At 36.6% G+C, this 26565-nt stretch carries 30 protein-coding genes; 5 read left to right on the top strand and 25 right to left on the bottom strand.

The genetic code is table 11. The features are described 5' to 3' along the window. The 5 genes from BMW37_RS07990 to BMW37_RS07970 all read left to right on the top strand — a co-directional run. A partial coding sequence (locus tag BMW37_RS07990; RefSeq protein WP_218139486.1) for a hypothetical protein occupies positions 1 to 257 on the top strand: 257 nt, incomplete at its 5' end. A 200-nt stretch (positions 258 to 457) separates the two neighbouring features. Further along, positions 458 to 1474 (top strand): DNA cytosine methyltransferase, encoded by a 1017-nt coding sequence (locus BMW37_RS07985; protein ID WP_093319452.1) that lies wholly within the window; start codon positions 458 to 460, stop codon positions 1472 to 1474. 3 nt (positions 1475 to 1477) lie between these two features. Further along, positions 1478 to 2362, top strand: a complete 885-nt coding sequence (locus tag BMW37_RS07980; RefSeq protein ID WP_093319450.1) for a HaeIII family restriction endonuclease — start codon at positions 1478 to 1480, stop codon at positions 2360 to 2362. A gap of 262 nt (positions 2363 to 2624) precedes the next feature. Then, positions 2625 to 4634, top strand: coding sequence for a hypothetical protein (locus tag BMW37_RS07975; RefSeq protein ID WP_093319447.1), 2010 nt, complete (start codon positions 2625 to 2627; stop codon positions 4632 to 4634). A gap of 197 nt (positions 4635 to 4831) precedes the next feature. After that, complete coding sequence (locus BMW37_RS07970) at positions 4832 to 7852, top strand: HD domain-containing protein (protein ID WP_093319445.1); 3021 nt, start codon at positions 4832 to 4834, stop codon at positions 7850 to 7852. An 83-nt stretch (positions 7853 to 7935) separates the two neighbouring features. Here BMW37_RS07970 and BMW37_RS07965 read toward each other — a convergent pair whose 3' ends face one another. The 25 genes from BMW37_RS07965 to BMW37_RS07845 all read right to left on the bottom strand — a co-directional run bounded on the left by BMW37_RS07965 (position 7936) and on the right by BMW37_RS07845 (position 26554). Beyond that, positions 7936 to 8835 (bottom strand): gp53-like domain-containing protein, encoded by a 900-nt coding sequence (locus BMW37_RS07965; RefSeq protein ID WP_093319442.1) that lies wholly within the window; start codon positions 8833 to 8835, stop codon positions 7936 to 7938. Then, on the bottom strand, positions 8832 to 9488 hold the full coding sequence (locus BMW37_RS07960; protein WP_093319440.1) for a baseplate wedge 1 family protein: 657 nt from the start codon (positions 9486 to 9488) through the stop codon (positions 8832 to 8834). The genes BMW37_RS07965 and BMW37_RS07960 overlap by 4 nt, the downstream gene beginning before the upstream one ends. A 36-nt stretch (positions 9489 to 9524) precedes the next feature. Next, on the bottom strand, positions 9525 to 10667 hold the full coding sequence (locus BMW37_RS07955; RefSeq protein WP_093319437.1) for a baseplate J/gp47 family protein: 1143 nt from the start codon (positions 10665 to 10667) through the stop codon (positions 9525 to 9527). Positions 10668 to 10683: 16 nt separating this feature from the next. Beyond that, positions 10684 to 11055, bottom strand: a complete 372-nt coding sequence (locus BMW37_RS07950; RefSeq protein ID WP_093319435.1) for a contractile injection system sheath initiator — start codon at positions 11053 to 11055, stop codon at positions 10684 to 10686. Beyond that, complete coding sequence (locus BMW37_RS07945; protein WP_093319432.1) at positions 11055 to 11765, bottom strand: Gp138 family membrane-puncturing spike protein; 711 nt, start codon at positions 11763 to 11765, stop codon at positions 11055 to 11057. The genes BMW37_RS07950 and BMW37_RS07945 overlap by 1 nt, the downstream gene beginning before the upstream one ends. After that, positions 11758 to 12585 carry a phage protein gene (locus tag BMW37_RS07940; protein ID WP_093319430.1) on the bottom strand — a complete coding sequence of 276 codons (828 nt, stop codon included), beginning with the start codon at positions 12583 to 12585 and terminating at the stop codon, positions 11758 to 11760. The genes BMW37_RS07945 and BMW37_RS07940 overlap by 8 nt, the downstream gene beginning before the upstream one ends. Then, complete coding sequence (locus BMW37_RS07935; protein WP_093319427.1) at positions 12582 to 12902, bottom strand: phage baseplate plug family protein; 321 nt, start codon at positions 12900 to 12902, stop codon at positions 12582 to 12584. The genes BMW37_RS07940 and BMW37_RS07935 overlap by 4 nt, the downstream gene beginning before the upstream one ends. After that, positions 12902 to 13687 carry a phage baseplate protein gene (locus BMW37_RS07930; protein ID WP_093319425.1) on the bottom strand — a complete coding sequence of 262 codons (786 nt, stop codon included), beginning with the start codon at positions 13685 to 13687 and terminating at the stop codon, positions 12902 to 12904. The genes BMW37_RS07935 and BMW37_RS07930 overlap by 1 nt, the downstream gene beginning before the upstream one ends. Next, entirely contained in the window at positions 13684 to 15489 is a 1806-nt protein-coding gene (locus tag BMW37_RS07925; RefSeq protein WP_143047614.1) for a phage tail tape measure protein, read from the bottom strand. The genes BMW37_RS07930 and BMW37_RS07925 overlap by 4 nt, the downstream gene beginning before the upstream one ends. 150 nt (positions 15490 to 15639) lie before the next feature. Beyond that, positions 15640 to 16035 carry a phage tail assembly chaperone gene (locus BMW37_RS07920; RefSeq protein ID WP_093319420.1) on the bottom strand — a complete coding sequence of 132 codons (396 nt, stop codon included), beginning with the start codon at positions 16033 to 16035 and terminating at the stop codon, positions 15640 to 15642. After that, positions 16035 to 16460: a tail tube family protein gene (locus tag BMW37_RS07915; protein ID WP_093319417.1), complete on the bottom strand. Its 426-nt coding sequence runs from the start codon at positions 16458 to 16460 to the stop codon at positions 16035 to 16037. Before BMW37_RS07915 ends, BMW37_RS07920 begins: the two co-directional genes overlap by 1 nt. A 66-nt stretch (positions 16461 to 16526) precedes the next feature. Next, entirely contained in the window at positions 16527 to 17642 is a 1116-nt protein-coding gene (locus tag BMW37_RS07910; protein ID WP_093319415.1) for a DUF3383 family protein, read from the bottom strand. Continuing rightward, complete coding sequence (locus tag BMW37_RS07905) at positions 17639 to 18169, bottom strand: phage neck terminator protein (protein ID WP_177168619.1); 531 nt, start codon at positions 18167 to 18169, stop codon at positions 17639 to 17641. Before BMW37_RS07905 ends, BMW37_RS07910 begins: the two co-directional genes overlap by 4 nt. Then, a complete protein-coding gene (locus BMW37_RS07900) occupies positions 18093 to 18464 on the bottom strand; it encodes a hypothetical protein (RefSeq protein WP_093319409.1) in 372 nt (123 codons plus the stop codon). The genes BMW37_RS07905 and BMW37_RS07900 overlap by 77 nt, the downstream gene beginning before the upstream one ends. After that, positions 18464 to 18946, bottom strand: coding sequence for a hypothetical protein (locus BMW37_RS07895; RefSeq protein WP_093319407.1), 483 nt, complete (start codon positions 18944 to 18946; stop codon positions 18464 to 18466). The genes BMW37_RS07900 and BMW37_RS07895 overlap by 1 nt, the downstream gene beginning before the upstream one ends. Next, positions 18943 to 19284: a DUF4054 domain-containing protein gene (locus BMW37_RS07890; protein WP_093319404.1), complete on the bottom strand. Its 342-nt coding sequence runs from the start codon at positions 19282 to 19284 to the stop codon at positions 18943 to 18945. Before BMW37_RS07890 ends, BMW37_RS07895 begins: the two co-directional genes overlap by 4 nt. A 9-nt stretch (positions 19285 to 19293) precedes the next feature. Continuing rightward, positions 19294 to 20241 (bottom strand): major capsid family protein, encoded by a 948-nt coding sequence (locus BMW37_RS07885; protein WP_093319402.1) that lies wholly within the window; start codon positions 20239 to 20241, stop codon positions 19294 to 19296. Then, positions 20241 to 20705 carry a structural cement protein Gp24 gene (locus tag BMW37_RS07880; protein WP_093319399.1) on the bottom strand — a complete coding sequence of 155 codons (465 nt, stop codon included), beginning with the start codon at positions 20703 to 20705 and terminating at the stop codon, positions 20241 to 20243. Before BMW37_RS07880 ends, BMW37_RS07885 begins: the two co-directional genes overlap by 1 nt. Further along, positions 20705 to 21832 carry a DUF2213 domain-containing protein gene (locus BMW37_RS07875; RefSeq protein ID WP_093319397.1) on the bottom strand — a complete coding sequence of 376 codons (1128 nt, stop codon included), beginning with the start codon at positions 21830 to 21832 and terminating at the stop codon, positions 20705 to 20707. Before BMW37_RS07875 ends, BMW37_RS07880 begins: the two co-directional genes overlap by 1 nt. Continuing rightward, positions 21833 to 22561: a phage head morphogenesis protein gene (locus BMW37_RS07870; protein ID WP_143047613.1), complete on the bottom strand. Its 729-nt coding sequence runs from the start codon at positions 22559 to 22561 to the stop codon at positions 21833 to 21835. A 10-nt stretch (positions 22562 to 22571) separates the two neighbouring features. Continuing rightward, positions 22572 to 23927 carry an anti-CBASS protein Acb1 family protein gene (locus tag BMW37_RS07865; protein ID WP_093319393.1) on the bottom strand — a complete coding sequence of 452 codons (1356 nt, stop codon included), beginning with the start codon at positions 23925 to 23927 and terminating at the stop codon, positions 22572 to 22574. Next, entirely contained in the window at positions 23924 to 25381 is a 1458-nt protein-coding gene (terL, locus tag BMW37_RS07860; protein WP_218139485.1) for a phage terminase large subunit, read from the bottom strand. Before terL ends, BMW37_RS07865 begins: the two co-directional genes overlap by 4 nt. Then, positions 25320 to 25889, bottom strand: a complete 570-nt coding sequence (locus BMW37_RS07855) for a terminase small subunit (RefSeq protein ID WP_093319390.1) — start codon at positions 25887 to 25889, stop codon at positions 25320 to 25322. The genes terL and BMW37_RS07855 overlap by 62 nt, the downstream gene beginning before the upstream one ends. Continuing rightward, positions 25879 to 26193, bottom strand: coding sequence for a hypothetical protein (locus BMW37_RS07850; protein ID WP_093319388.1), 315 nt, complete (start codon positions 26191 to 26193; stop codon positions 25879 to 25881). Before BMW37_RS07850 ends, BMW37_RS07855 begins: the two co-directional genes overlap by 11 nt. Then, positions 26180 to 26554 carry a putative holin gene (locus BMW37_RS07845; protein WP_177168618.1) on the bottom strand — a complete coding sequence of 125 codons (375 nt, stop codon included), beginning with the start codon at positions 26552 to 26554 and terminating at the stop codon, positions 26180 to 26182. The genes BMW37_RS07850 and BMW37_RS07845 overlap by 14 nt, the downstream gene beginning before the upstream one ends. Between the last annotated feature and the right edge of the window lie 11 nt (positions 26555 to 26565).

The raw sequence follows: 26565 nt of genomic DNA, 5'->3' as shown, positions 1-26565 counted from the left end.
AATCACTTCCATGGTCTATTGAATTACTTGAAAGATTCGAGAATAAGTGGGATTGGGATTGTTTGAGTAGAAATAAATCACTTCCATGGTCAGTCGAATTAGCTCAAAAATTTGTGGGCAAATGGAAAGATTTAAATTTTTTAGCGAGTCATTTCAATTTTAAATACTTGAATGATGAAGATATAGTTAAGTTTTTGAATCTATTACCTGCACTCCCCCCTGAAGCCCCAACCGATTTTGATGATACACCATTTTAATTTCATATTTTTCAATAGCCTATTAAAAATTCTTTGACTATCAACTGAACGCTTACTCTGTTGATAGTCTAACGGTAAACGTATTAGTAATAAATAATTTGTGTTTTATTGTGATAGAATATCATCTAAAAGAGAGTCACTATGTCATATAACATAGCAACTAGGCAAATACGAAAACGACATAAAAGATTGAATAATAAATGAAAAGAAAAGCAGCAAAGAAATATAGTAATAGTGAATTAGAAGATACGAGTTTTTCACTCATATCCTTGTTTTCTGGAGCAGGTGGATTAGACTTAGGCTTTCATAAAGCTGGATTCAATACTATATGGGCTAATGAATTTGATTCAGGAATATCCCCTTCCTTTAAAAATCACTTCCCAGATGTGAAACTCGATACCAGATCTATAACATCAATAAATAATCAAGAAATACCCAATGCAATTGGTGTTATAGGTGGGCCACCCTGCCAATCTTGGAGTGAAGCAGGGGCTCGTAGAGGAATTTCAGATCAAAGAGGTCAGCTTTTCTTCGAATTCATAAGGGTTTTGAAACATATAAGACCATTATTTTTTGTCGCTGAAAATGTTGCTGGATTACTGCATCAAAGAAATTCAGATGCTTTTAACGAAATAATTAAGATGCTAGAAGAAGCTGGGTATGATGTCTTTTATCAAAAATTAAATGCGAGTGACTATGGTGTACCGCAAGATCGCAAGCGCGTTTTTATCGTGGGCTTTAAGAAAGAACTTAAAATATCATATAAATTTCCAGAACCATTGAATGAAAAGAAAACCTTAAAAGATACTATTTATGATTTGAAGGGTTTACCATTAGGCAGTGATTATAAAGATATTAAAAACCATGAAATAACTGATACAGGTTATTCATCTATGTTTATGTCGAGAAATAGAGTTAGAGGTTGGGATGAGCAGTCCTTTACCATTCTTGCAACTGATAGGCATACACCACTACATCCTCAAGCTCCTAAAATGGTAGTTAATGAAGAAGAAACAGACAGAAAAAAATTTGCTCCTGGATATGAGCATTTATATAGGCGCTTAAGTGTTAGAGAGTGTGCAAGAATCCAAACATTTCCTGATGATTATGAATTTATATACAATCATCCAAGGATTGGTTACAAAATGGTTGGTAATGCAGTACCAGTTGAATTAGCTTATCATATCGCAAAATCTATAAAAATACATTTGGAGTAAGTCATGACAAAACAACTTGATAATGGAAAAGCCTTTGAGTGGGCTGTAGGGCATAGTCTAGCAACATTCGGTTTAATACTTATAGAAAATGACTCATCAAAAGAAAACCAAATGAGGTTTGAAAAAGTGTCTGAATCTCAAAAAGCACTATCTTTAAAAAATGCGGGTTTGGCTGTAAATCATATCATTAAACTTGAAAAAATTTCACAAGGTACTTTTCATTTTCAATCCGATACTAAAGGGCAAGAAGGTGATGTTAGAGATATTGTAATTAATACAGATGGAAGAGAAATTGGTATTTCTTGCAAAAATAACCATTTCGCATACAAACATTCACGCCTTTCAGATAAAGCAGACTTTATTGCTAGATGGGGTTTGTCTGAAGAGGGATGTAGCAGTGCATATTTTGATAAAGCAAAAGAAATTTTTGGTGAATTAAGAGAAATAAAAAAGAAATCCTCTGGTAAGGCTCTTTGGAGAGACACTAATGATGTCCCTGGGCGCTTTTATTGGCCAACACTAGATGCATTTGCTGCAGAAATTAAAAGAATAGAGACCCCAGAGGCATGCGCAAATTTTATAAAGTATTTAGTTGGTACTCGTGACTTTTATAAAGTAGTTTCTAAACCTAAGCATGTGGAGATTATTGGCTTTAACATAAATAACACATTAAAAATCAAACAGCTGAAATTACCTTCTAGTATAATAGATATTAGAAGTAAAAATGGTTCTCAATACGCTAAAACCATTACATTCAATCTAGGATGGGAGTTTAATTTTAGGATACATAATGCAAGTTCAAAAATTGAGCCGTCTTTAAAATTTGATATAACTGCAACAGCTTTGCCACCTAGCTTATATCAACATCACATTAGTCATGATATCTGAATTTACATGATTTTTAGGGTGATAGTATCGCCGGGAATGGCAATATTTAAGCCAACGCAGTTTAATTGACATTTATCATATCTAGATAAAGAATTGATAATTTTAAGATTAATTCTACTTAAGCGAAGTTTATAAATCCTTTTGATCGTACGGTTTTTTATTATGCATAAATTTGTAAATGAAAGTTACTTTTTTCATGAAACTAATATCTTAGTAATAAGAACAGATGTTAATCAACAATCCATATGTAGGAATTCTGATAATGCAATTTAAAACATGGCTTACAATTCTATCTGGAATAACGATTCTAATAGGTTGTTATATGGTTGATTTTGGGGAACCATCAACATTACAATTAATTAAAAACTTTATTACCAGCCTATTGAAAAATGATTCTTTTTATAAGATAGCAAAATTTATTTTCATTTTACTCGTAATTTTTCTTGTAATTATCTATGGCTCAACTTCATCAAATAGAAAATTAGAATCTAATAAGCTTACAGTAGAAATAAGCAAGTTTTTAGATAAAGACCACTTTACTGGGCAAGGTCTTATCGCATTATCAGGGGCATGGGGAAGTGGAAAATCATTTTATTTGAAAAATAATCTGATTCCATATCTTGAAGCGAAAGGAAATAACTCTATTCACTATATTTCATTATCAGATATTGAAATAGCAGAAGATTTATCAAGTTATTTAATTAATTCTTTTTTAAATAAAACATACACTTTGCCATTTGAGTTTATACAATCATTGATTAGACAATTTGAATTTTTAATTTACATGAAAAATTTTTATCTGAATAAAAAATTAAGGAAAACAATAATATTTTTTGATGACATAGAAAGAATTTCAAGTAAAGAAACACAAGAAATTGTTCTTTTAAAGTTATTGAATCTACAAATTGAAAATTCTGATAACGGGGCAAGATTTATAATAGTCATAAATGAAAGTAAATTAAAGGTTGATAATCAAATAATAGATAAATTGATGTTGCATAAGATTAAAATAGATACTTTTAGTACGGCACTAAATGATATAATAAATACTTATAACTTATTATCCACCCATCAAGACCTAATTATTACCACAATCAACTCACTATACCCTAGATATGACACATTGCGTAAAAATTTAAAGTCCGATGGAGATATGACAACATTCACCAAATTAACCAATTACTTAGATAATAGAATTTCACATATTGAAAATCTTAGGATAATAAATCAATGCCTTAACTGCCTAGTAATATTCATTGAAAATATGATTGAAATAAATAAATTAAACTACATTTATGGTTACAAATACAGGCCGGAAAATTATATTAAATTATTTATTTTGAATTTTTTTGACTATATTTTTATTTATGATGAAACCGAAAAAAATAGAGAAGATGCATCAACATATGAAATAGAAAGAGAAAGTTCACTTAATGATGTTGAATTTCATAAAGAAACATATAAAACTAATTTATTTGATCTATTAATTTGCACTGAGCAAGAAACTATTTATGAACTAGACCATTTTTTTTCTGGTGATATCTTAGAAATTAACCCAAGGGTATTTGATAAAATCCCTAAAACATTGGAATCACATAAGTTTGATGAAATATTAAATAGCATAAAAAATGAAACTATCTTTGATATAGAAATTATAAATTCTCTAAAATTGTTGTTATCTGAAGAAAATGATTTTTTTATATTCATCAATACAGCATATGCAATAGATTCACTTATTTTTAGAAATATTGTTGATTTCCCTGATTACTTTGAATTAATTGAAAACTTAGTGAAGTTTAAAATCAAAAATGATGAGTTTATTTTTAAGGCAAAGAACTTATTAGTAAAAGAAGAAATCTTAGCAAAAATCATTAAAAATGTTTACAACAGCCATAATTTTATATCAAATTTAGAGGATTTAATAGCCCCTTTTTTAGAAAATCAATTAAATAAAACTAAAGAAAAATGGCGAGATTCCTTTATAAAGAGCTTCCCTATTGAAGACGTAGCAAGGATTAATCCATATAGTCTAATTACAATATTTTCCCATCATGAATTTGTATCGTTTATTTTAAATTGGAGAGACGAATCGATTGATTTATTTTTTGATTGGCTAAACTCTTCGATACAAAATCCTGATTTTATTAATTCAATTCTTTTAGATTTAAATTTAATGATTAATTCTATGCCGGCATCAATGAAAAAATTTACCATATCAAACCACATACAAAAAAATTCGTTGTTGAAAAACCATGTGGCACCAGAATTATAAACACAAATATATTTCTAGTAATTAAGTAGTAGGAGTATTAATTCCCTAATTTACTGTTTTTGATAAATAATAGTTTAAAAAGGTGGTTTTTATGAACATATTTTTAAAACTGAGTCTAATATTTTTTGATATAGCGTAAATCCAGTATACGTGGATTCGTAATATCATTAAAAAAAATCAACTTAAGAGGCTATCAGATGGAAGTATCAAATTTCTCAGACAACTTATATAATTTAGAAACATTATTTACGGAAGCCACAAAACGCCATCCAGAACTACATTACCTAGATGCACAATGGAAATTCGATAAAGAACTGCTATCAAAAAGTCTGCAGCATATTGGCTCATTTTTTTCTCATTATAGTAGGCACGATGCATCCCATTCAAGAAAGCTTATTACTAACATAGAAAGAATATTAGGAGAAAGACTTATGCATCTTTCAGCAACTGATATGTGGCTAATATTAGAAGCAGCTTATTCTCATGATATTGGCATGGTAATTACGGAAAAACAATTAAGTGATCTTGATGAATCCGATTTTGAACAGTTCTTAAATGAATTGGCAGAAGATGAAAATAGCGAACATCAAGAAACTGCGCTTAAATTATTAAATTCAGATTTTAAACTAGGCTGGAAAAAATCTTGTTGGCATGAAATTGAAAAATTTAAATTTATTATCGCAGAATGGTTTCGCAAAAAACATCCCTACAATTCAGCTAATATAGTATTAAATCCAAATGATGAAATCGGTTTAACATCACCTAGAAATGAATTATTACCGCGTAGGTTATTCTTAATTCTATCAAAAATATGTGCTGCTCATGGGCAAAGTTTTGAAGAAGTTATGGAATTATCACGCATTGAAACTGGTATGGCCACAGAAAATTGTCACCCTAGATTTGTTGCCTGCCTCATCAGAATGGCTGATTTACTTGATATTGATGATAATAGATTTTGCCCTGTAATGATGAAAGCAACAGTAGGTGGTTTGCCCCACTCAAGTCAAATACATAATAAAAAACATAACTCAATCAATACTTTTAGACTTGATTCCCATAAAATTGAAATAAAACTTGAGTGCCCTGATGTAGAAACTTTTGAAATTACTAGAGACTGGTTTGATTGGTTAGAAGAAGAACATTTAAATCAATCTAGAAACTGGAATGATATAGTGCCTAATGAAAAACATGGTAGCTTACCTATTTTAGCTAAAACAGTCATAAATATTATTAAACCTAATTTGCTACTTAATAGATATAGTGCGAACAGATTTAAATTAGACAGTAAAAGAATGAATGAACTTTTAACTAGTGAAGGTTTTTATAGGGATAAATATGACTCAGCTATACGTGAATTAATGCAAAATGCATTCGATGCAACAATCAAGCGAATATGGCATGAGCATAAGGTGGAATATGATGAGACGGATCCTTCTTCTTTATTGAATAAATATTCACATCAATATCCAATAATGATAAATCTTATAGAGCACCCAGATTATATAGAATTAATTATCCAAGATTCAGGTATTGGATTAACTCTTAATGATTTAAAAAGCATTTTTGACCCAGGGAATATTGAATGCAAAAAAGAAAAAATGCAATTTATAAATAGTATCGATGGTGCTTTTAGACCATCAGGTTATTTCGGGATAGGGCTTAGAAGTTATTTTATGTTGAGTGATACAATTAAGCTTACTAGTAAATGCGCATTAACAAATGAACAATTTGAGACTTTTCTGTGTATAAACAACAAAGGTAATAGTGTACTTGAACGAACTGACATTCAGTTTTATGGTACCAAAGTAACACTTCAAATCAAAAAAGATGATAACCATAATGATTTTCATCTAATGAGGTTATTAAAGAAATCTAAAAATCTTGAATTAAAAAAACGTAGAGTTAATAGCCGGCTCAATTTTGACCCTATTGAAGCTAATACAGATACTTTTTCGAATACTGAATTTTTTATTTTACACTCATTAGGACAGGTAATAGAACAAACTTTATTTAATATTACCATTAAATGTAAAACATACACACAAACAATAACTGAAAATTATAGTAATCCTAATATTTTTTATTCCCCTAAAAATGGTGTGTCACTATTAAAATTCAGAATTAAATCCCCATATGAAATAGAGCTAAATTCATCTGATTTTGCTATTTTTTTTAAAGGGCAATTTATAACAAATAATTCTCCTTTTTTTGGACTGAATTGTACTGAGTTAGAAGCTAATATCCTAACTGGTCAAGCAGGTGATTTCTTGTGTTTTAATAGAGAAAAAATACTCAAGAAAACAGAATCTAAAGTAATGAATAGAATTCATAAAACGCTTGTTGAATATATAGAGTGTAAGTTTGACAATTTCTCTGATGATGAACCAGCACAACCTACTGATGAAAGAATAGTAAATAATTCTGAAAAAAAGATCGCTGCAGCATTCTATTTTTTACTATCAGATAATAAAAATCTTCAAAAAAACAGTTCTATCCCACAAGAAATAAAACAAATCCTTATGAATTATTCTATCACCAAGGAAAAAAAATTAGGGGATATAATTAGCGATATAAATAAAGGAAAAATAAAATCAGTTATCAATAATGCATGGCAGCTAAATCCATATAGAGTCTCGAATGATGATATAACTGACGAATTTAATAAAATAAACGATTATATCAAAGAAAAACAAAATTTTTGTTTAGCTGTTCATTCCATCTTCTGTAGTAAAATTCTAATAGAGTGCATCAGGAATAAAAATTTAGATGAAAAAGTATATTTTCTGGAAAATAGTATCTTCGACAAATCATCAAATTTTGATATTCATACTTTGCAATTTATTGATAAAAAATCTGAATTTCCATTTACTGAAAAATTCATAGCAGATTCGTTTAAACTAAAAAATAAAAATAACTATTACGGTAAGAGGAAACTATTTCCTGCAACAGGTATTTTCGAAAAACTTGCCATTGCACTTCCACCAACTATGTATTTTGATGCTTTGGTTCATTCTAAAATGTGGGAAACTCAACTAATATTACCTTATAAATTTTCACTAATTGGTGATGAAATAAGATTTGAAAAAGATACAAGTCCTGAGTTTATTAACTGGGTATTTAAACACAGAATAGATAAATCAGTTACAGAAATAATGATTAAAGAATTAATTGAGGATCTTGAAAAGAAATTATCCCCAATTTTTCATTCTAGCAAGTAATATGTTACTTATTTAATAAATTAAAAAGTAAATTTAATTTTATTATCTAAAACTATACATTAATTCAAGTAGGTTGGTTTGCCCTAAAATCCTACAGCTAACCAACTAACTGGTTTTTCATTAGCAGCTGAGAATATATTAAATTTTCCTACTGTATAATTGTAAGCTCTTATATTTGCATCACTTTTACTACTTTGTGGTGAGGCAATAGTTAGCATTACAACAAAGCATTCTCTATTAAAAGGTTTATGGAACGTTACTTCATTAACATTAGGTTGATCGTAATTTATTCCCCACTGAAGTGTAAAGCCATTTGGAAAAGTAATGTACCCTTCTGGCTCTAGTAATGCTTCATATTTTAGTAAGTTCTCTATGCCTTCAAGTTGTTTGGTAAGCCCATCTATGTCTCGCATGTGATGGGTATGTGCAGCTGGGGCAGCTGCGATAATCTGAGGGGTTAGGCCGATATCTTCATCTAGTGCTAAGCCATTTATTTTTCTGGTAATTGGCACAAAGCCTGTGATATCGACTTTAGGGATTTCTTCTTTGGAGATAGCCCCGATGTTTGCTCTCGCCTCTTTTTGTGCTTCTTCACCTGATTCTTGTATTTCTTTAAGATTGTTTTTAGTTAGCAGTACTTCATTTGGCTCTAATCCCCATTCTGACCAGATATCTTTATTTTGGATAGGCTCCTTATTCGTATTATCTATAATGGCTTTATAGACAAGGTGTTTAAACTGTACGAAAGCACCTTTGGGATACTCTTCAGTCGCAGACCACTCAGGTAGTCCCCTTTGCATTAAATATCTAATCGCTTCATCTTGTCTTTTGAATATGGCATTAAACCATTCCATCGGTGGTTTGCCTTCAGTTTGTTCAAATACAACGCCCCATCCGCGTTCTATATTCGGGAATGTTTCAACTTCACCTGGTCTGGCATTTGATGCAAAAACTTGTTCATCTGGTCTTTCAAAAATTGTCATATAAACCTCATAAAAATCCCTTCGTTAAATCCACCAGCGTCTGGTGCTCCTTTAAAACCAAATGGTTTATCTGGTACTGCTAAATAGTATTTGATTCCAACGCCTACAGGGCGCGGTAAGATATCTAGATTCTTGATAACGTAACGTTTAAAAGTTGATAGTGATTGATCCTCAATAAATACTGAAAGCGTCATATCAAAATTATCGTAGGCGATTGAATTATTGGAAAAGATGAAAGCAAGCATGCGACTCACATCACCTATCGTTGCGGTTTGGTAGTTTTTGGCGATACGACATTTAATCAAAAAACGATAATCCGTATCATTGAGCCTAATACTTTGTTTGAGAGAATCTTTATATCTGTAAAACACCCCACCAGCACTGACACGATTACGCCTAAAGCCTAGTCCGTTTTCTGCGCCATAAAAACCAAATAGCGGCCTTGCATTAAAATCGGTTAGGATTCTGTTTTGCCCTACATGCTTACCGATTAAATCTAAATTTTTACCTGTGGCTGTTTCTATATCTAACGCTTTGGGTAAAGTTTGTATTCCATGCCAAGACGATTCAAAAATTTTAGTTAGTAGCTTAATGGTACCCAGGGCTTTTGGTTTGGTTTTATACTGCCATATCAGTAAATTTTCATAAGCCATAATTCTTCGTCATCGCTTTTTTGTGATATTTTTTTGTCATAGGGTAATAATTTCAATGTTCTCTGGCGCTATTCGGGCAAGTTGTCTAGGGGATATCTCAATATTTGATTCACTAAGCACCTCACCTTTTTTACCTATCAACATTTTTTCAACCCAAAATCCTTTCGTCTGATTAATTGGTGTGAACAATCGAGAATAAAAGATTGTTTCACCGATATTAAATCTGACGGTTGATAGTGAGTCGATGATTGCTTCGATATCAATAAGGGAGTAATTTTCTTGTCGTCTTATCTCAAGGTATATTTGGATAAAAACTGATTGGGGACGGTCAAAACTGTAAGGGATCATCCTGCCTTTGGCATTAGGAAGAAATACGTCAATTGCTCCTAGCATACCTGTGCCCGCAGTTTTTTTATCCCGAATAATTTGTGCTATGGACTTTTCATTACCCCCTTCAACAATCACATTAATACTATGGGGGAGAACACCATTTTTATCCGTCATACTCGTATAGTTTTCTAAGCATTCAACATCTAACACGTTATCTAACTGAAAAATGCTAGCAATGATCCCATCACTGGAATTTTTAGCAGCCATGGCGCGACTTTTAAAAAACCGCTGGCGCAACTGAAAATCACTCTCTTCATCATTGCCAACAACCGCATTTGATACAGCTTTGACTGTCTCCCATCCAATGATTCTGGTCATCATTTCTAAAGGGCGATCATTATCTAGTGAAAAACTGCCTTTCAAATCGCTTCTTAATGTGGTGTATGCTTCACCGGTATTGTTTATAACAATTGATTCGGTTGTTAACCAACGTTGGCGTTTCTCATCCTCAACCATTGAATTAATAGGAATAACAGTACCTATTTGGCCAGTACATTTAACTTTAAGATACGAATAGCTAGATTGGCGTCTTATTAAACCTGCGTATGCAACTCTTTGCTCTAACCAAACGCCTGAAGCTAAATCAGGATCAAGCGCTTTATAAATTGAATCAGCTAGCTCTTCTATGTCGACTTTAACCTGCGCCATTATGCCTATGACTTGCCCATCAGGCGTATCGGGATCGATATTAATATCTGCTCCATAGATATCTCTAAATCCATCTTCTAATTGCGTAATGATATTATCTAATCGTTCAATGACAAATCCTTTGTCTGTAAGCTGTCCCATGTCATACCTTTTAATTTTAATCTTCTGCGTTTGAAGATAGCCCAACCTTAAGAGTTTGCGTTTCTGCGTAAATATCTTTGATTGTAAGATGTATTTCTAATCGCCTTGTTTGATTGTCAAACACGTGTTCATACTCAATGATTTCCCCCACCCCTGGGGTCATCAAAACTTGCTTACGTACTGTTCTTTCTATGGCATCCAAATTAAGTGGTCTTTCCATGCGACTAAACCAGGGTAATCCGTGCTCTAAATTCAAAAACCAGTCTGTTACAAGCGAATGTAGGCGTGTTTTGACTCTTTGTCCGACCGATTCAGAACTTCTTGCATAATTTGCCCTTCCTGCGCCAAATGTCCAATCACTGTCTTTTGATATACGTCTTACTCGCATTATTTCGCCTCACTGGTGTTACCACCTTCACTGTCAATATGGATATGTCGTTTTAATGAAATCCCTTCAACCATCAAATCCCCCTCAGTGATAGTAAAATCACCACTTAACGCATTACTGTTGTTGCCAGCACTCCCTGCAATCCCATTTTGATAAGTTAACAAGTTCTCAAAAATGGTAGGACACTTAATGGTGAGCTTTGTGGCATCTATTTCAATCTCACCTGATTGAAATAGTTTGATGTATTGATTATTTTCAGCTGAGCGAATGGCCAAAGCATCAGCATCGAAATTTTGAGTGGCTGTTGGTAATGAATTAATGCCAGGTATAAAAATGGCATCGGATAAGTCATGCATACGATAGACTAGGGGTTTGCTTGCTTTACCTGTCACCCACCATGCATCGATACACCTATCAGCGATAATGGCAATACCCTCATCCCCTTTATGGATTGGAAAAGTAATGGCAAAACGAGTTGTTCTTGGAAATATCACAGGCACATTCTCAAGCGGCGGCAACGGTAAACCGCCTTCATTATCACTGAGCACAGTGTGGATTAGGCATTCAATGACCGCGGATTGGGTTGTCGCATCAAAATCTATGACTCTGGCTGGAAATGCTGTTCTTAAACTTTTAAGTTCATTTTCTAATGCGCTTTTTTGCGCCTGCTCTAATGAAGGATTTTCCCAATTGAAATTGTGTTTACTCATTTTTCGATATCCTTTTAAATTTTCCACCCATCACAATTAAGTGTGTGAGCCAGTCATCGCCTAAAATATCACCCTTATGGCTTAAATGAACCACCTTGTACTCGCCATTGAAATATTCGATGATGGATTCTAATAAAATGAGTGAGCCTATCGATAAATCTGGATTTAATAAGCAATCAATCTCGAGCCCTTGATCTGTTTGTTCAGGAGAACCAATCAGACCCGTTTGTTCGGAAAGTAGTGGAATGCTTTTATTCATTACCTGGTCGTAGGGCAGAAAATTCAATTCCCCATCTTCAATAAACCAGTTAGCATTTTGGTCATTGGCCAAATCATTTAACACTTTTCTGGTTGGCGCATTAAAGACTTGCGCCCTTGGGAGTTGTTTATTCGACGGTAACATATGGCTACCTAATGGAGATTCAAAGGTAGAAGCCGCGTTTAAAAAGGTATCTCTTATCGTGGCACCCGCCCGAATTGTTTTACTAAATATCGCTGATTGGTGATCGTTAAATCCATCGCCACACTCAAATTCAATAATAAAATCCACCCCATCTCTCATCACCTTGGCTCGAATTAAATCTCCCATATAAATTATCCGAAGGCTACTATAGCCAACGTATAATTTAATGAGTTTAAACTCGCCAGCAAGTAGCCTATTGATTGTGTTTCGATTCAGATTCCATAGTGAGATGCGCGCAGGATTTGGTTTTGAGTCTATTGATTTTGTTATCTCAAAAGAGATCCTTAACCCCTCGATATGAATGACATCTTGTTGAGCGATTAACTCCAGTCGATAATTCCTACCAAATTGTCTCATGCTTTTAACTCATTTTTCATTAATACATAGAACTCAAATCGATTGGCCAAATCATTGACACTAAAAGGGTCGATATCTAATCCACTTAGATCGTTGAGTAAAAAAAAGTAATCAATCGGATGTCGCCAGAGTAAAGGAACACCAACCACAAGTGCCACCCCTTGTGCCACATATCGTTGTAAATGATAGTCAAACACATCAATCATCCAATCTGTGGCAATCGAATTAAACCTAAAGGTGATTTGTATACGGTAATCTGGACTTAACTCAAAGCTTTGTTGAAAATAGGCATCACGGTCTAGTGGAATTTTTAGCATTAAAAGGCCTTTTTAATTTTGTTTAGTAGACTTTGATTATCTTCTTCAACAGGCTGAGTTCTTCCTTTATCGGCTAAGGGGGCTGATTGCGAACTCGCACGGCCAGAAACTTGCCTGGACTCGGTACCATCATTACCCGCGGTGACACCCGTGATTTGTCTTGTTTCAACAACTATCACTTCTTTTAGTGTTAACATCACTGTGGCCGACGCATCCTTGTCTTGAAAGACGCTTACCTCTGTTATCAGCATATTTTCATAAAAATGGGTGCCCGTCTGAACTTGTAAAAACTCACCCGATTTTTGTATATCTAATAAGCGCACATGTAATTCACTGATGCGTTCATTAGATAGTGCATTTGAAGACAATAATTGCGCTTGACCGCCTGTCAGCCAAGGTGCTAAGGCTCTGGCTGTTTGGACAATCGGCTGAAATGTTTCTATGGTTTGATTTATTTTCGCTAAGGCTTCTCGACTTTTCGTTGCCAAGGATGAGCTATAAATGATGTTATCCAAATAATCCAGTGAATCACGCACCCCTGGGACAAAATATAAATTAGATAACTCAGGGGACGTATGCTCAACAATAATCCCCCGAATTGTTAACTCTTTGGGTTCTAGCACGGCATGATCAGCAACCAGCGCGCCAGATTCAATAGGGTTTTCAGTCACTAATAACTTTGATGCGTGCGATTCACTTACAATCGCATCAAAGAAAAAATCACCGACACGCCTTGATGATGCCACTACTTGCGCTCTTGGTAATGTTGTTGGCGATAAACTCATAATTTTAATGGACTCAAGTGATTATATGAGGCGATTTGATGTTGCCTATTTAAAATGGCTTCTACTTCCTTGCCAATCCTAAGGGGATCATTCCCAGTAATATGAATGGTGGTATCTATTTGCGCATTGTTGTTATACTCATTTTTAGTATTTGCAGCGGCAGCAATCGAACGAGCAATAGTACTATTTGCAGGCATTGTCGCAGTATGTTCTATTGCGTTTATGGCGGCAGTTAATTCTTCTGTTTGCACAATACCAAGCTTATTACCAACCCAATTTAATGCGCCTTTTACTTTATCAACGCCAGACATGATGGTGCTAAACGCTGACTTCCAAGCGCCTGTTAAACTATCCATCACCCCAAGCCAGGCATCTTTAATCGCTGTACCTGCATCTTTAAATTGATTGATAATCCCCTCGATATCAATGCCTAATAATCCTAAAAAAGCGATGATGTTTTCTAAAATGGCTTTAAAAACAGACTCAAACAATTTATTGATATCTTTAATGGATTCATTTAGATAAAAGAAAAAATCTTGCCAATTGCCTGAGAGTAAAGCGATTAAAGCACTGATGATATTAGAGATAAAAGAGACAAAGTAACTAAACGCATCGATAAGATGCATGAGTCCTGCAAAAACAATATCTCCATAGTATGACCACCACATTTGAAGATCTGCGAAGACTTTGGCACCAAGGGTACCGATGACATCAAAGAGCTTTCTAAACGCATATCCTAATTTTTCAAGTAAGGGTGTGAATTTTTCAAGGATAGGAAGCGCCCAACTCCAATCAAAAACTGATTGCCCACCTTTAACAAAAATGAATAAATCATCAATCAGTAAAATCAGTCCCGCAATCGCCGCCATAATCCAAACTATTGGATTGACGGAAAAAGCTACTAACGTGGCTCGTTTAACATAAGCCAATACAGCAATTAGGCCTAATAACGTGCTTTTCCACCCTAACGTCGATACCACGATATGATTGATAGCACTGATAAAATTTAAAATGGCTTTACCTAAAGATAATAACCAGTAGACGAGTTGGCTAATGCCTTTTTGAATGAGTTCTTTATTGCTAACTAACCATCCTTTCATGGCCGTCATCAATTTAATCAATTGTGGGGCTAGCCCTATTGCGATATGGGTTCTTACCGCATTCATCACAGCGCCCATTTGTGTCATGGCATCGTTATATTGAACAGCGGCATCAGCACCTTGAGCTGTAATGAGTCCTAATGCCTCCGCCTCTTCAAATAGCGCACCGATTTCTAGTTGAGTACTGCCTAAAAGCGAAATCATCGACTGATCTATGCCTAAGCTATTTAATAAGCTAAGTTGCTCACTTTTACTCATTCGCTGCATGAGATGATTAACATCTGATAAGAGCGCTTCCACAGAGCGGACACTCCCATCAGCATTTCTGGCACTGAGGCCAAATTGCTTAAAAGCACGCTCGCCACGTCCAATACCAGAAGCCGCATCACCAATGGTCTTTGCCAGCACTTGAATAGAACTGTTCGCTGCATCAATACTTGAACCGCTGACTGATGCTGCGTACCCAAGCTTTTGGATGTAAGTAAGGCGTGTGTCGGTACTTTGTGCTATTTTATTTAAATCATCGAGCCCAGATAACGCACTGCCAAAAAAGGTGGTTACCCCAGCGGTCAAACCACCTACGGTTGCAACTAATGCGGTAGCGGTTTTTGTAATCGCAGTCAGCCCTGATTTAAAGTCGTGTAATTTGTTAGTGTCACTCACTACCCCTAATTTAATTAAAAATTCATCTAAAATCATCATTGACTCCTGTACTTTGCGTTACACTGTCCCATTCTGACAGCGCGTGGTGAAAATCACACAAATCAGATAGCGTGTAGATTGTCCTTAATTCATGTAGAGTGCAGAGATTTCTTAAAATGGGGGTATAAATAAACCAATCTGTGGTTGTTGCTACCTGGTTATCAGCTGACTTCCGATATCTGTGACTTTTGAAATCAGCTCTTTTGGAAAAAAATCTGAAAATTGATAGACTACCCCTGAAAATAAAACTTGAATGATATGGGCTCGATGCTGGTTAAAATGGGCATCTAATTGTGATGAGAGCTTAAAAGGTTTCTCAGCGTTGATAACAACGCTAGTGTGTTCAAAAACCAGTTTTTCGATAAGTTCTACCTCTTTAGAGCCTAAGTTCTGCAATATAGTGCCAATTTCAATTTTATCTTCAGAGCCTGATATATTTTTAAATATCCCCATTGCACTTTTAAGTGCGCTCCAACTGGCTAACGCATTAGCAGGTCTCATAATATATCTAACTTCATCAATCTCTTTTTCAAATGTCGATTCCATTAAACGCCTCCTTCTAATTTGATATTCGCCTGTTGAAAGACCATAACCCACTGCGTTGTATTGTGACCGACGCCTCTTACAAAACCAGGAATGTCTGTGAAATAGCCATTAGCAGCACTGGCCACATCTTGATTGATTAAATCTCGGATTTCTAAGCTCATTGCCTTAAAGTTTTTCATATCATTACGTTGAATGTTTTGTAGATCATTGAGAAATTTGTTGTCGGGGCTATGCTGTAGCATTTTGATTGTTAATGTTGCTGATCTGTCAGGATCGCTAATAAACACACCCTTACCAGAAACGCCCATGACATTTTCACCCGCGGCAGCATTAAAAACGAGACTGATGGCATCAGCATCTTTAGTCCAATCTTTTATCTCTCTGCCGTTAATTAACACTACGTGTTGACTTGGATCGAATTTCATTTTTACCTCATAAATTGCTTGCTATGCACAGGCAACTACCTTCATTAATTATCTGTATTAAGACATTTACCTATCAAAATTAATCATGATATCGACAGAGTGGATTGCACCTGAGAGTTTTACTGCAACCTGTATTGGCGGGGATTTTCTCTGCTCTCTGTCTGATAGGGATAAATTATCCACTGAGTCACAGTAGACATAAAACCCTTCATCTAATCTATCCCCCGTATTTAAATTACCGAAGGCATCCCCATGCCAAATCCCCGTTGTAAAAGCACCATTATTGATGCCCTCTTTACAGACACGATTAACAGCAGCAATCAAGATGGCGGTACCTCTATCGGTCAGAGGAATTTTAGTTGCTGAATGATAAAGAGTAGCAAAGACTTCTTTTTGTACAGCATCAACGAACCAATCTAATATGTGTACTTCGTCAAAAAATCTGCCGCCAACAACAGTTCCTTCTGCTACCATCGCCGATTCATCAAAATAGGTGTAATAGTTCACCCCCAATGCCTTACATTTATTCGCCTCAGTCAGTGTCATCGATTCCACTGAAATACCAGGAAGCTGCTTAAATTTCATGGTAATGGTGGAATTATTCGCGGCAAAGTTGACACTCAAGCCCCTTGCTAAAAATGACATGATGGCATAAGGCTCACTTTTGTCATAAAGGGCGACAACCCGATAATTTTGTTTATCTTTTAGTGCTTTAAAAGGACTTTTTTTAGCGTCCATTTCAATATGATCAGGATTAGCGGTGGTGATCCCAAAGATTTTTTTATCTGCGGCTAACACCCACTCTGAAGCCTCTAAAATTTCTTTATCCGTTAATACCCCTAAAAAAACCGCTGCATACCAATGCGGCGCATATTCAGTTAATTTGGATAATGACTCCTTGGGCGATTCAGTCTCTTTATTCCAAGGTGCCACCATCAAATGTGTGGGTCTTGGGCTTTGAGCAAAAAATGGCAGTGTTGCTTTTGCCGTTTCAGAATGGGTACCAAAGGTTGCCTCTACTTGCTGCTGATTGGCTAAATAGAGAAGTTTATTCTCCTTAAATGGCGTTATCTCATTAGTGAATAATACCAACTGACTAAAATCCCTACGGGGACTCGAGACAGGTTGAATATTCAGTTGTACATTCACAATTTGCGATAACGGAAGAGATGAGATTGTCATCCTTGATTGACCTCGTTATTAATAGTAATTATGTTGTTTTTAGATGTTTGTGCTTGCGCGTGAATGGAGGTTAACTCTATGGCTGGTAAATCAGTTTGAATCGAAAAATTGTGCATCAAATACACATCAATCTGAGAGCGCTCTTCCTTCGTAGCCCCAATGCCTGTGGTTAAATCTCTCACATCAGAATACCGATAAACACAAGCATGCATTTGTTTTATTCCTGACAAAAAATGGCTAGTACGAAGCGCTAATCTAAATTTATTTAATAGGGTATTGGCGTTTTTACCAAAAACATGAATGCTGATCAGCGTTACTATAGACTCAGAGATAACCTCCTGCCCATTAACAAAATCGCTTCTCATGCCTAAAGATTCACTTGAGACATCATTGACAATCACAATGCCAGGGGTAAATGCTCCGTTATCTCTTGAAGGGCGAACTGTTCCATTAGGTAACGACAAAACCTCCCGTATCAGGTTTCTCAATGCATGCATGTCTAATTGCGATTGCGGTGTGATATCCATAATTTGACCATTCAGGTGTACTAATGATTCGATATGTCTGGTTGAGATAAACCACAAAATCGCCTATGACCATCTCAAAATCCGTTAATAATTTAAGACTCGGGAGATACCTCTCCCCTTCAGGTAAAATCAACAATTCTTCTGATGAGAGCGGTAATACAACTGCTTGGATCGTATGAGGATCAGCATGCACTTCAAGCCACTCACCATCGTCTAAGCGTTTGCCTTTACACTTGATATACTCAATGGATACCATGAAGTGTTGATCGGTAAAAATCTCTCTAAAGTCAAACATCAGGCCTCTCTGATTTCATGAGTGATTGATTGCCTTAATTGACCCGTATCAATTAACGGTGTATCTGAACCTTTACTTTTAATTGTTGAGGGCTTATTTGGCGTTAATTCCAGTGTTCTATTGCCAATGCCGTTTTGAACATCGGATGCGGCTTTGATGCCTAGTAAATTGAGCGCATCATCAACACTAATTTGTTCTCTCAATACACGTTTAAAATTTACTTTATTAAAATCAATGTAAGCGTCAACATTTTTAATCACCGAAGTTCTTAAAGCAGCACGTTCAGGAATATTGCCATTAAGGGTGCCAAATTCATGAATGGCGAGCAGGCCAGCTAAATTTAACTCACCCTCTTCAATCGATTGATTTGCACTGGCTGTTATTCCAACTGAAACAGATTTATTGCCAAGTTTCATCAAAGATTCATACAATTTGCCTAACCTTTGATGATCAAAATTATTAATGATTTCGGTTTCTCTCATCTAGTTAATCCTATTGGTTTTGCAATTAATCGTTTTAACCTTTGGTATTCGAGTCCATAACTTGACTGAGCAAATGGGTTATCTGCACTTGTGAGTTGTGCATAATTGACTTGCAACTCGCCCGCTTTTTTAGATAACACCTGACCAGTGATTCCCCCTTTTTGCAAAGAAAGAAAAAGCAGGTGCGCGGTTAAATACAAGACGCCATGCACATATAACTTCCCCCAAGCTTTTTCGGAAATTTGTACTTTAGCTTCTTCCATAAAAAAACCGACGGTTGGCAAGTCGGTTGATTTAAACTCTGGAAATCTAAGCATAAAGTGTTCTGGTGTTATCATCTTGTGCTCTTAATAATCAATGTACGTTGCTGACTCAGGTCTTAGAAAATTAACACGACCAAAATCCATCCTCATACCCGACTGCCAGGCGAGTAAGCCTTTAGGCTGTGGATCGATAATGTCGGGCACTAATGGAATATCAAACAGAACATGATCAGCGCTATTAATATAGGTAATGATGCGTTTTTTAGGTGATTTTTCAGTGCCGCCCGCGGTATTCGCGTAGTTAAGTGGAACGCCTTTAATAGTCACAGTTTTGCCAGCCGCAGCAGTAAGCGTTTCTTCAATAAATTCTAGTACTGTTCGGGTGGATGACACTGAAAACTCTGTAGTTGCTAACACCAGCCTATCTAGCGCAGGCATCGCGATGGTATCAGGCGCCTCAATAAGTGAAGTTTGTTCCAATACTCGTTTAAACATCTCAATAAAAGGAGCTGCAAGTGCGCGCCCTTCTGTTGCATTCGCTAATGTCGCCGATAACTTAGCGTCATTAGTCACTTGAATAGTTGGATTATTTAATAACCCTGTGATTCGTTTATCATTGCCATGGCCAATAAAAGCCACTTTTTGAAGCGTTTGATCTGCTTCAAGGCGAAGCGCGGTTAATTTTCTAGTATCAACGGCAATGCCCATTCGGGCACAAATTTCTAATTCTCTAAGGGTATAAGTGACACCCTTAGCCCAAGACACAATGGGCGCTTCTCTTGGGGTAAAACCCACATCCACAGTATCAATCGAAGTGGTGTTTGTACCAATTAGCCCCGTATCTAAATCGCCCGTCACATCACTTTCAAAATGGATTTTACTAACCAACCCTGCGCCGCCCTCATTATCTACCGTCACAAACTCAGGAAAAATGATTTCTGGATATAACGTTTCAACCATTTTTTCACGAAAAATGGATAATGCAGGGATTAAAATGTTGAGTCCCTGATTTAAATTCATTGGGGTTGCCATTACGCCTCCTTGCGCGAAATCATAACAAGGCCACTGCCTACTTGTTCTACTATATAGCCTGTTGCTATGGTATTATCTTCAACCGCTTCATTGACAGCACTACCTGAAAAAATACCGCTATTTGCATTACCATCCTTAGTTAAAATATAGACTGAATCACCACGCATAAATTCCCCATGTGCCACAACCCAAAGGGCATCACCATGGCCAATTCTACCTACAGAAGGGGTTTCATCTTTTCGATAGATGCCTTGAAGTAAATCGCGAACAACCACCCCAAGCACGATATCTTCTTTTGAAGAGATTGCTTTACAACCATATTCAGCCCCTATTGCCACAAAATGGCCAGCTCTGACTTCAACGTTCCCTTCATTCGGTTCACCCGTAGCACGAGCAAGTGATTCGCCTACTCTGGCAATTTGTCCTGCAAATGCCTTAGTTTTATCTTGTCGATACAATCCCATTACTTACTCCTATTTTTATTGTAATTAATCTTTTGTTGTGGGTTCGGTGAATCTGTTATCAAACCACGTCCAAAAGCATTGTGCATATCTTGTATGACAGTTGCCCTGGCTTGCTGATAGGCAGCTTTTAAATCACAATCGGATAATTTAATCACCTGACTGTCAGTATAAAGACCAGCCGATACAATCGCTTTTCTTCTGATTGATCTTGCATTATCACTGTCCGCAATTTTTAATGTAGCAAAGACTGAGCGCGCATCGTTGGCCACCTGCTGCGTCTCAGCAGAATCCGCCTGCGCTTGAGTCATTTCATCGATTTTGGCTCTTAATGCCGCATTTTCTTGTCTAAGCGTCTCAACATCGTTGATCTCATCACTGTCTGCAGTTAACGGTTCGATATTCTCTAAGCCCTCAGGTTCATGCGGTTCACTTCCAGCGGGTGCGGTATCATTGAGCTCCTCATCATTCACTTCTTGCTCAGAATCCACCCCAAGCTCTTCTGCGGTATCGGCCAGTTTTTTTCTTTGCTCGGCAGTTGCTTTGCTTAACCCCAATGCGTTTGCCATCGCATCGATAATTGTCTTCCGTTTAGTCACACGTTCTCCTTGTATATGATCCGCTAGTCTACATTCACCCCCACATCGCCCAAGCGGAACAATGGCGATATGATTTCCTTTGATATTGGTTTGTATAAATTTACCCTCTTTTTTAACAACCGCTGAAGAATAGCCAAGTGACAATTCTTCAATGCCCTCTTGCTCAACAATCTCAATAGTTGCCAAATCCTGAAGCCATACATCCCCAATTAGATAATCCCCGTGTCTTTGCACGTTTTTTACAAATCCCTTGGATAAATCTTGCCAAGTCTCAGCGGTGACTTCTAATTGTTTTGGATGATCAAATGTAACAGGCATGCCTTCAAAAGAAGCAATGGATTCTGGGGCAAACACCTCGCTTTCGGGTCGTTCAACAGCATATACTTCACCTGGCGTCTCCCCGATTTCTGCTCCGTCATATTCTTGTATGCCCGTTCTAGCCAACACGGATTTTGGATAAACCAGATAACCCTGTGGCGTTCTATAACGAGTCGATTGTTCATAATCAATAAGTTGTCTACGTTTATGCATCTAATCACTCTCAAAATAGGGGATGGCCACACAACGACATTGAATATCCTGACCAGGATGACCAGTAATAGGCGGACTATCCCATCTGAACAATTTTCCATTATTCTCACGATGTTCCTGCCGAACCCGTTCATCACCAGACGTTGACCAGATATATTGTTCAATTCCTAATGATTGCTGTCTGACTCGCGTCAAAGCGCCGTTGAATTTATTCGTTTGATCTCGTGCAATGACCTTAGCTCTCGATTTTGAGACTTGCCCAGCACGGCTTACTGCATTAATGACTGAAGAATGCCTTTGCCCATCGAGAATATTATGATGAATCACTTGTCTGACTTTTAAGAGGTGTTCTTCAGCAACACTGACTATTAAATTAATATTCTCAAGCATAGCTATCTCAATTTCAGCGGTGATGAATTGATTACTCATGATAAAATCACTGACATCCACTCCAAGTACACTTTTAATCGAAGCGACTGTTTGAGCATGATTTTGCTGATTAACTCGTTTCGCAAATTCGCTTGCCAATTGATTCGCCATAAGCCTCGCTTTTTGGCTACTGAGTGAATCAGCGAGCTTATCAAGTGCTTGTAACATGGCCAGTTTCATCACAGGATTAGTATCTACAAATTTGCTGTCCCCAAAACGCAAAAAGACGCCTTGTAGCGTCTTGATAATTTCGTCATTCAGTCTGTCTATATAGGTATTTAATTGAAATCGATACCACACTTCGGCTCTTTTACTCGGTGTTGTTGGCTTCAATTGTCTTTTTATAAACTTCTTGTTGCCCTTGTATCGCAGTAATTGGCTTAAAGTCAGTTGGGTCACTTGCTAGTCCTTTTAAAAACTCAATATCCTCATCACTTATTTTATCAAACATCACAGACTGCTTAAGCTCTTCAGCGGCCTGATCTTCTCTTAACACGCCATTTTGAATCAGCAGTGAGGTTGATTGGGCAAATAAGTTAAGATTATGCATGCGCTCAGTTTCGGTTAGTTGGTGAAGTGGCATAAAAGCGAACCACCAGTCATCGTGAACCACCCCAAACATCTGTTTGCATAATAAATTATCCAGTTTTTCTAGAGCAGGTCGTAATCTCGTTTCCTGTAAGCTACCGATGGTGTCATAATAAGAATCTAAGTCCTCTCGACCAGAAGAAAACCCTGATGCGGATTGGCCAAAAAGAATGGTTACAGGCATATCTGCTGCGCCCGCAACGGCATTACGAAACTCCACTAAAATATCTTTAAGCCCTGTAAATGCTAGCTCTTTTTGTTCATACTCTGCCGTTCCATCTAAAATTAGAGAGTTAGTTAAAGACTTGGTGGATTGCACAAAAGAAAGAAGTTTAATGATGTCATCCTCTTGCCCAGCTGCCACCATATCGGCGTAGCCGTCCATTTTGAAAATATCTAATTTGGATTCTTGTATCAGCTCGCCTATATTCAAAGACATGATATCGAACCTTTTAATAGTCTCATACACATCTTCAAGATCAGAAATACCCCAAAAAGGTTCTGGTTCAGATAGAGGTTTTTCGCGCCCCTTAATAATGATCAATCGGGTGCGATGTACGATATTTGATTTGATGTAGTAATGTTCAGGTGAACCAAAATCAGGATCAAAAACGTCATTAACCAATCGATTAGAATGCGCAGCCATCGAGTGTCTATCAACTGCCATCAAGCGTATAACTCGTTCATCATCACCAAGTGGCGTCATAGCACTTTTTATATTGGTTTTGTCCGTGATGATTAATATAGCACCTGTGCCAAAGAGACTTGCCCATTGCGTAGCTTGCCTGAAAACTTCTTTAACATTCAATTGATTTTCTAGGCGCTCGTATTCAGTAATTTCTTCTGCGCTTAAAGAATTGGATTTAACTTCACGCCACTTTCTTGTCATATCCCTGGATTTTCTATCGCAGATTTTACGTGACAGCCAGGAGCTCATCCACATGCTCAAAAGCTGCTGTCTATCAGAAGTTAATGACTGAGAACGGTTGTAGCGAATGGCATCTTGCCTTACGCCCAATTTCGTCATCATGCTCTCTAAGCTATCACTAATTTTAAAAGTGTTTTTTTCCTTTTTCACATCATATCCAACATTGACAATGGTTTATTTAACATCATTGAGACACAGTCTGCTAAAGCATCTACCTGATCGTCATGCGCATGTGAATTATTAGCCGTGAAGGCTTCACACTCCGCAATAAAATCAGCAATCCAAGGGGCTGATTCTGGCAACATAACAAACCCTGATTCAATATTACCCTGTATATCAAGCACCCTAGAGTACTTATCTTGACTTCGCTGAATGGCTTTAACTGGAATCCGATGACGGGCTTTTAATTGCTGAATAAGCCCTGTTCCACTGGCTTTATCTTCGATAGCGAAGTGTCTTAATCTTGATTTATTTAGTTGCTCTCGCCATTTGGCATAAAGATCTTTGGCGGTTGTTTCTAATTTAACGGCGTCCATGCGCGCACGAATGACATCAATTATATAAATGCGCCCATCATCAGCGAATCCTGCATGCAAAAACACGGTAAAATCATTATGTTCTTTGGTTTTTTGAGCTGTATCCACAAATACGGCTCGCCATTTTAAGATAGGCAGTTTTGGATAGCGACCAAACCACTCGCCTCGAATGATTGCTCCCCCTTTAGCTGTAGGGGCTTGTTGATAAAGACCATTCCATGCATACGAACCAATCGCACGTTTAATTTTCTCTAATCTCTCTACAGGGTAACGTTCAGGATGTAACGCTTCACCTATTTTTCTGTGTTCTTCATCAACCTCTGCAATGGCTGGAAAGCTCACAAGCCGCCAATTGTCACCATCCCCCTCGGACATCAGTTTAAGTAATCTGCCAGCCAAGTCGTCTTCATGCCAACGTGTCATCCCCAATAAAATGCCACTATTAGGAGATAGCCTGGTATAAAAAGTCGTGGTATACCACTCCCAAATCGCATTACGAGTAGTTTCAGAAACGGCTTCTTTGGCATCCTTAACGGGGTCGTCAATGATACCGATATCGGCACCCATACCCGTTATGCCACCTCCCACCCCAGCGCTTCTATAAGCGCCTTTTGCCCCCTTTATTTCAAAGAGTTCATTAGTGCGCATAACACCATCACGACCAGAGCTTAAAACGGTATCTTTGAATATTTGGTTATAGGCAGGATCATCAATAATACGCTGCACATCCCGATTCATTCTGCTGGCTAAATCAGCTGAATAGGATGCTGCAATTATATTTAAGTTTGGGTTTTGTCCTAACACCCATGCGGGAAAACGTCGACTAAATAATTCTGATTTGCCAGATCTGGGAGGTGCAAAAATCATTAATCTGGGCTGCTTACCATTAATGACATCTAAATAAAACTGCTGTAATTCTTTGGCGATGATTCGATTAAACCATCCTTCTATAAAATCAGGTTTGGTTTGCTTGGTAAAATGGATTAGATGACGACGTGATAGCTCATTAGCTATCTGATTGGGGCATAGCTGATTCAGTGATAAACTTAAGCTGTTCAAGTTGTTCATCACTTAATCTCGTTAAATCCATTTGAGGGGGAATGACTTCAGCGGTGATTTCTACATCACGCTTTTCTTTAAAAGCTTGTACGTTAATATGACGCCCTAAGAGTTCTAAATTTTTGATTTTATCTGGCCATTTTATTTTTTTAATTAAACTCACTGTATCTTCATTGCCTGATAATTCTTGTATATCAATGCCCGTGATAGATGTCCGCCATACTTTAGTCCATTGATTTAATGGCTTAAAATTAAAATTTTCATCCATGATGTCAAGAATGTCTAGCTCATCGATTTCAATGCAGCGTTTTAGTACATAGTCAGCATTGATTTCATTGCGTTCCACTCTTTCATTAAGTAGCTCGGAAATTCTATTTTGGATGTCTGGTTTTGTCAGGTTTTCACTTCCAATTTTCGTCGCCGTTTTTTCACTATAACCCGCGCTGATTGCCGCCTGGGTCGCATTAAAATTGATGATATACTCACGACAAAACAACTCTTGCTTTTTAGTTATCATTCAATCTCCTTCTAATTTGCATGTGAAATCGATTAGTTAACCAAATCAGTGATATAACAATCAAATTAATGATTAAAACTTCCCTCGCATACTCTCCATAAACACCAAAAAAAACCACAATAGGAATACAAGCAAAACTTACAAATAACATCCACGATAAAAGCCTTTCATAAAAACTTAATTTTAAAACACCACTTTTTTGGTAAATTTTGATTGCATAATAACTTGCAATTAAACAATGGCACCCTTCAACAATCCGAAGCATTGATGCCATGGTTAAAAATAGATATTCACTCATCATCATTGGAATTTCCAAAATGTTTTGGATCTTGATTACGCTTGTATCTTTTAAGTTTGTGTCTAATCAGCAACATCACATTGACGGCAAATGCCGATGTGATTAATGCCCCTACTGAATAGCTAATTTGAATGGGTGCTATGATATTGATGTATTGAGTCGCTTCTTCTGAAGCTATTAAACCAATAAAAAAAGATACAAAAGTTAGGATTAATTTTTGTAAGCCTGAATACTCATCTGCTGTCATAAAAAATACAGTTGAGCCTGCTAGTGCTGAAATAACTATATCAGCGGATAAATTAGGAAATATAAAGATTAAAATCGCTGGGACTTTGAGATACTCGAATGATTGAACTTTTTCATCCATGTAAGCTCCAT

The sequence above is a fragment of the Thorsellia anophelis DSM 18579 genome (genome assembly GCF_900111395.1).
Classification (GTDB): Bacteria; Pseudomonadota; Gammaproteobacteria; order Enterobacterales; family Thorselliaceae; genus Thorsellia; species Thorsellia anophelis.
Note: the sequence above shows the minus strand (reverse complement) of the source record. Positions and strands in the feature narration are given on the sequence as shown.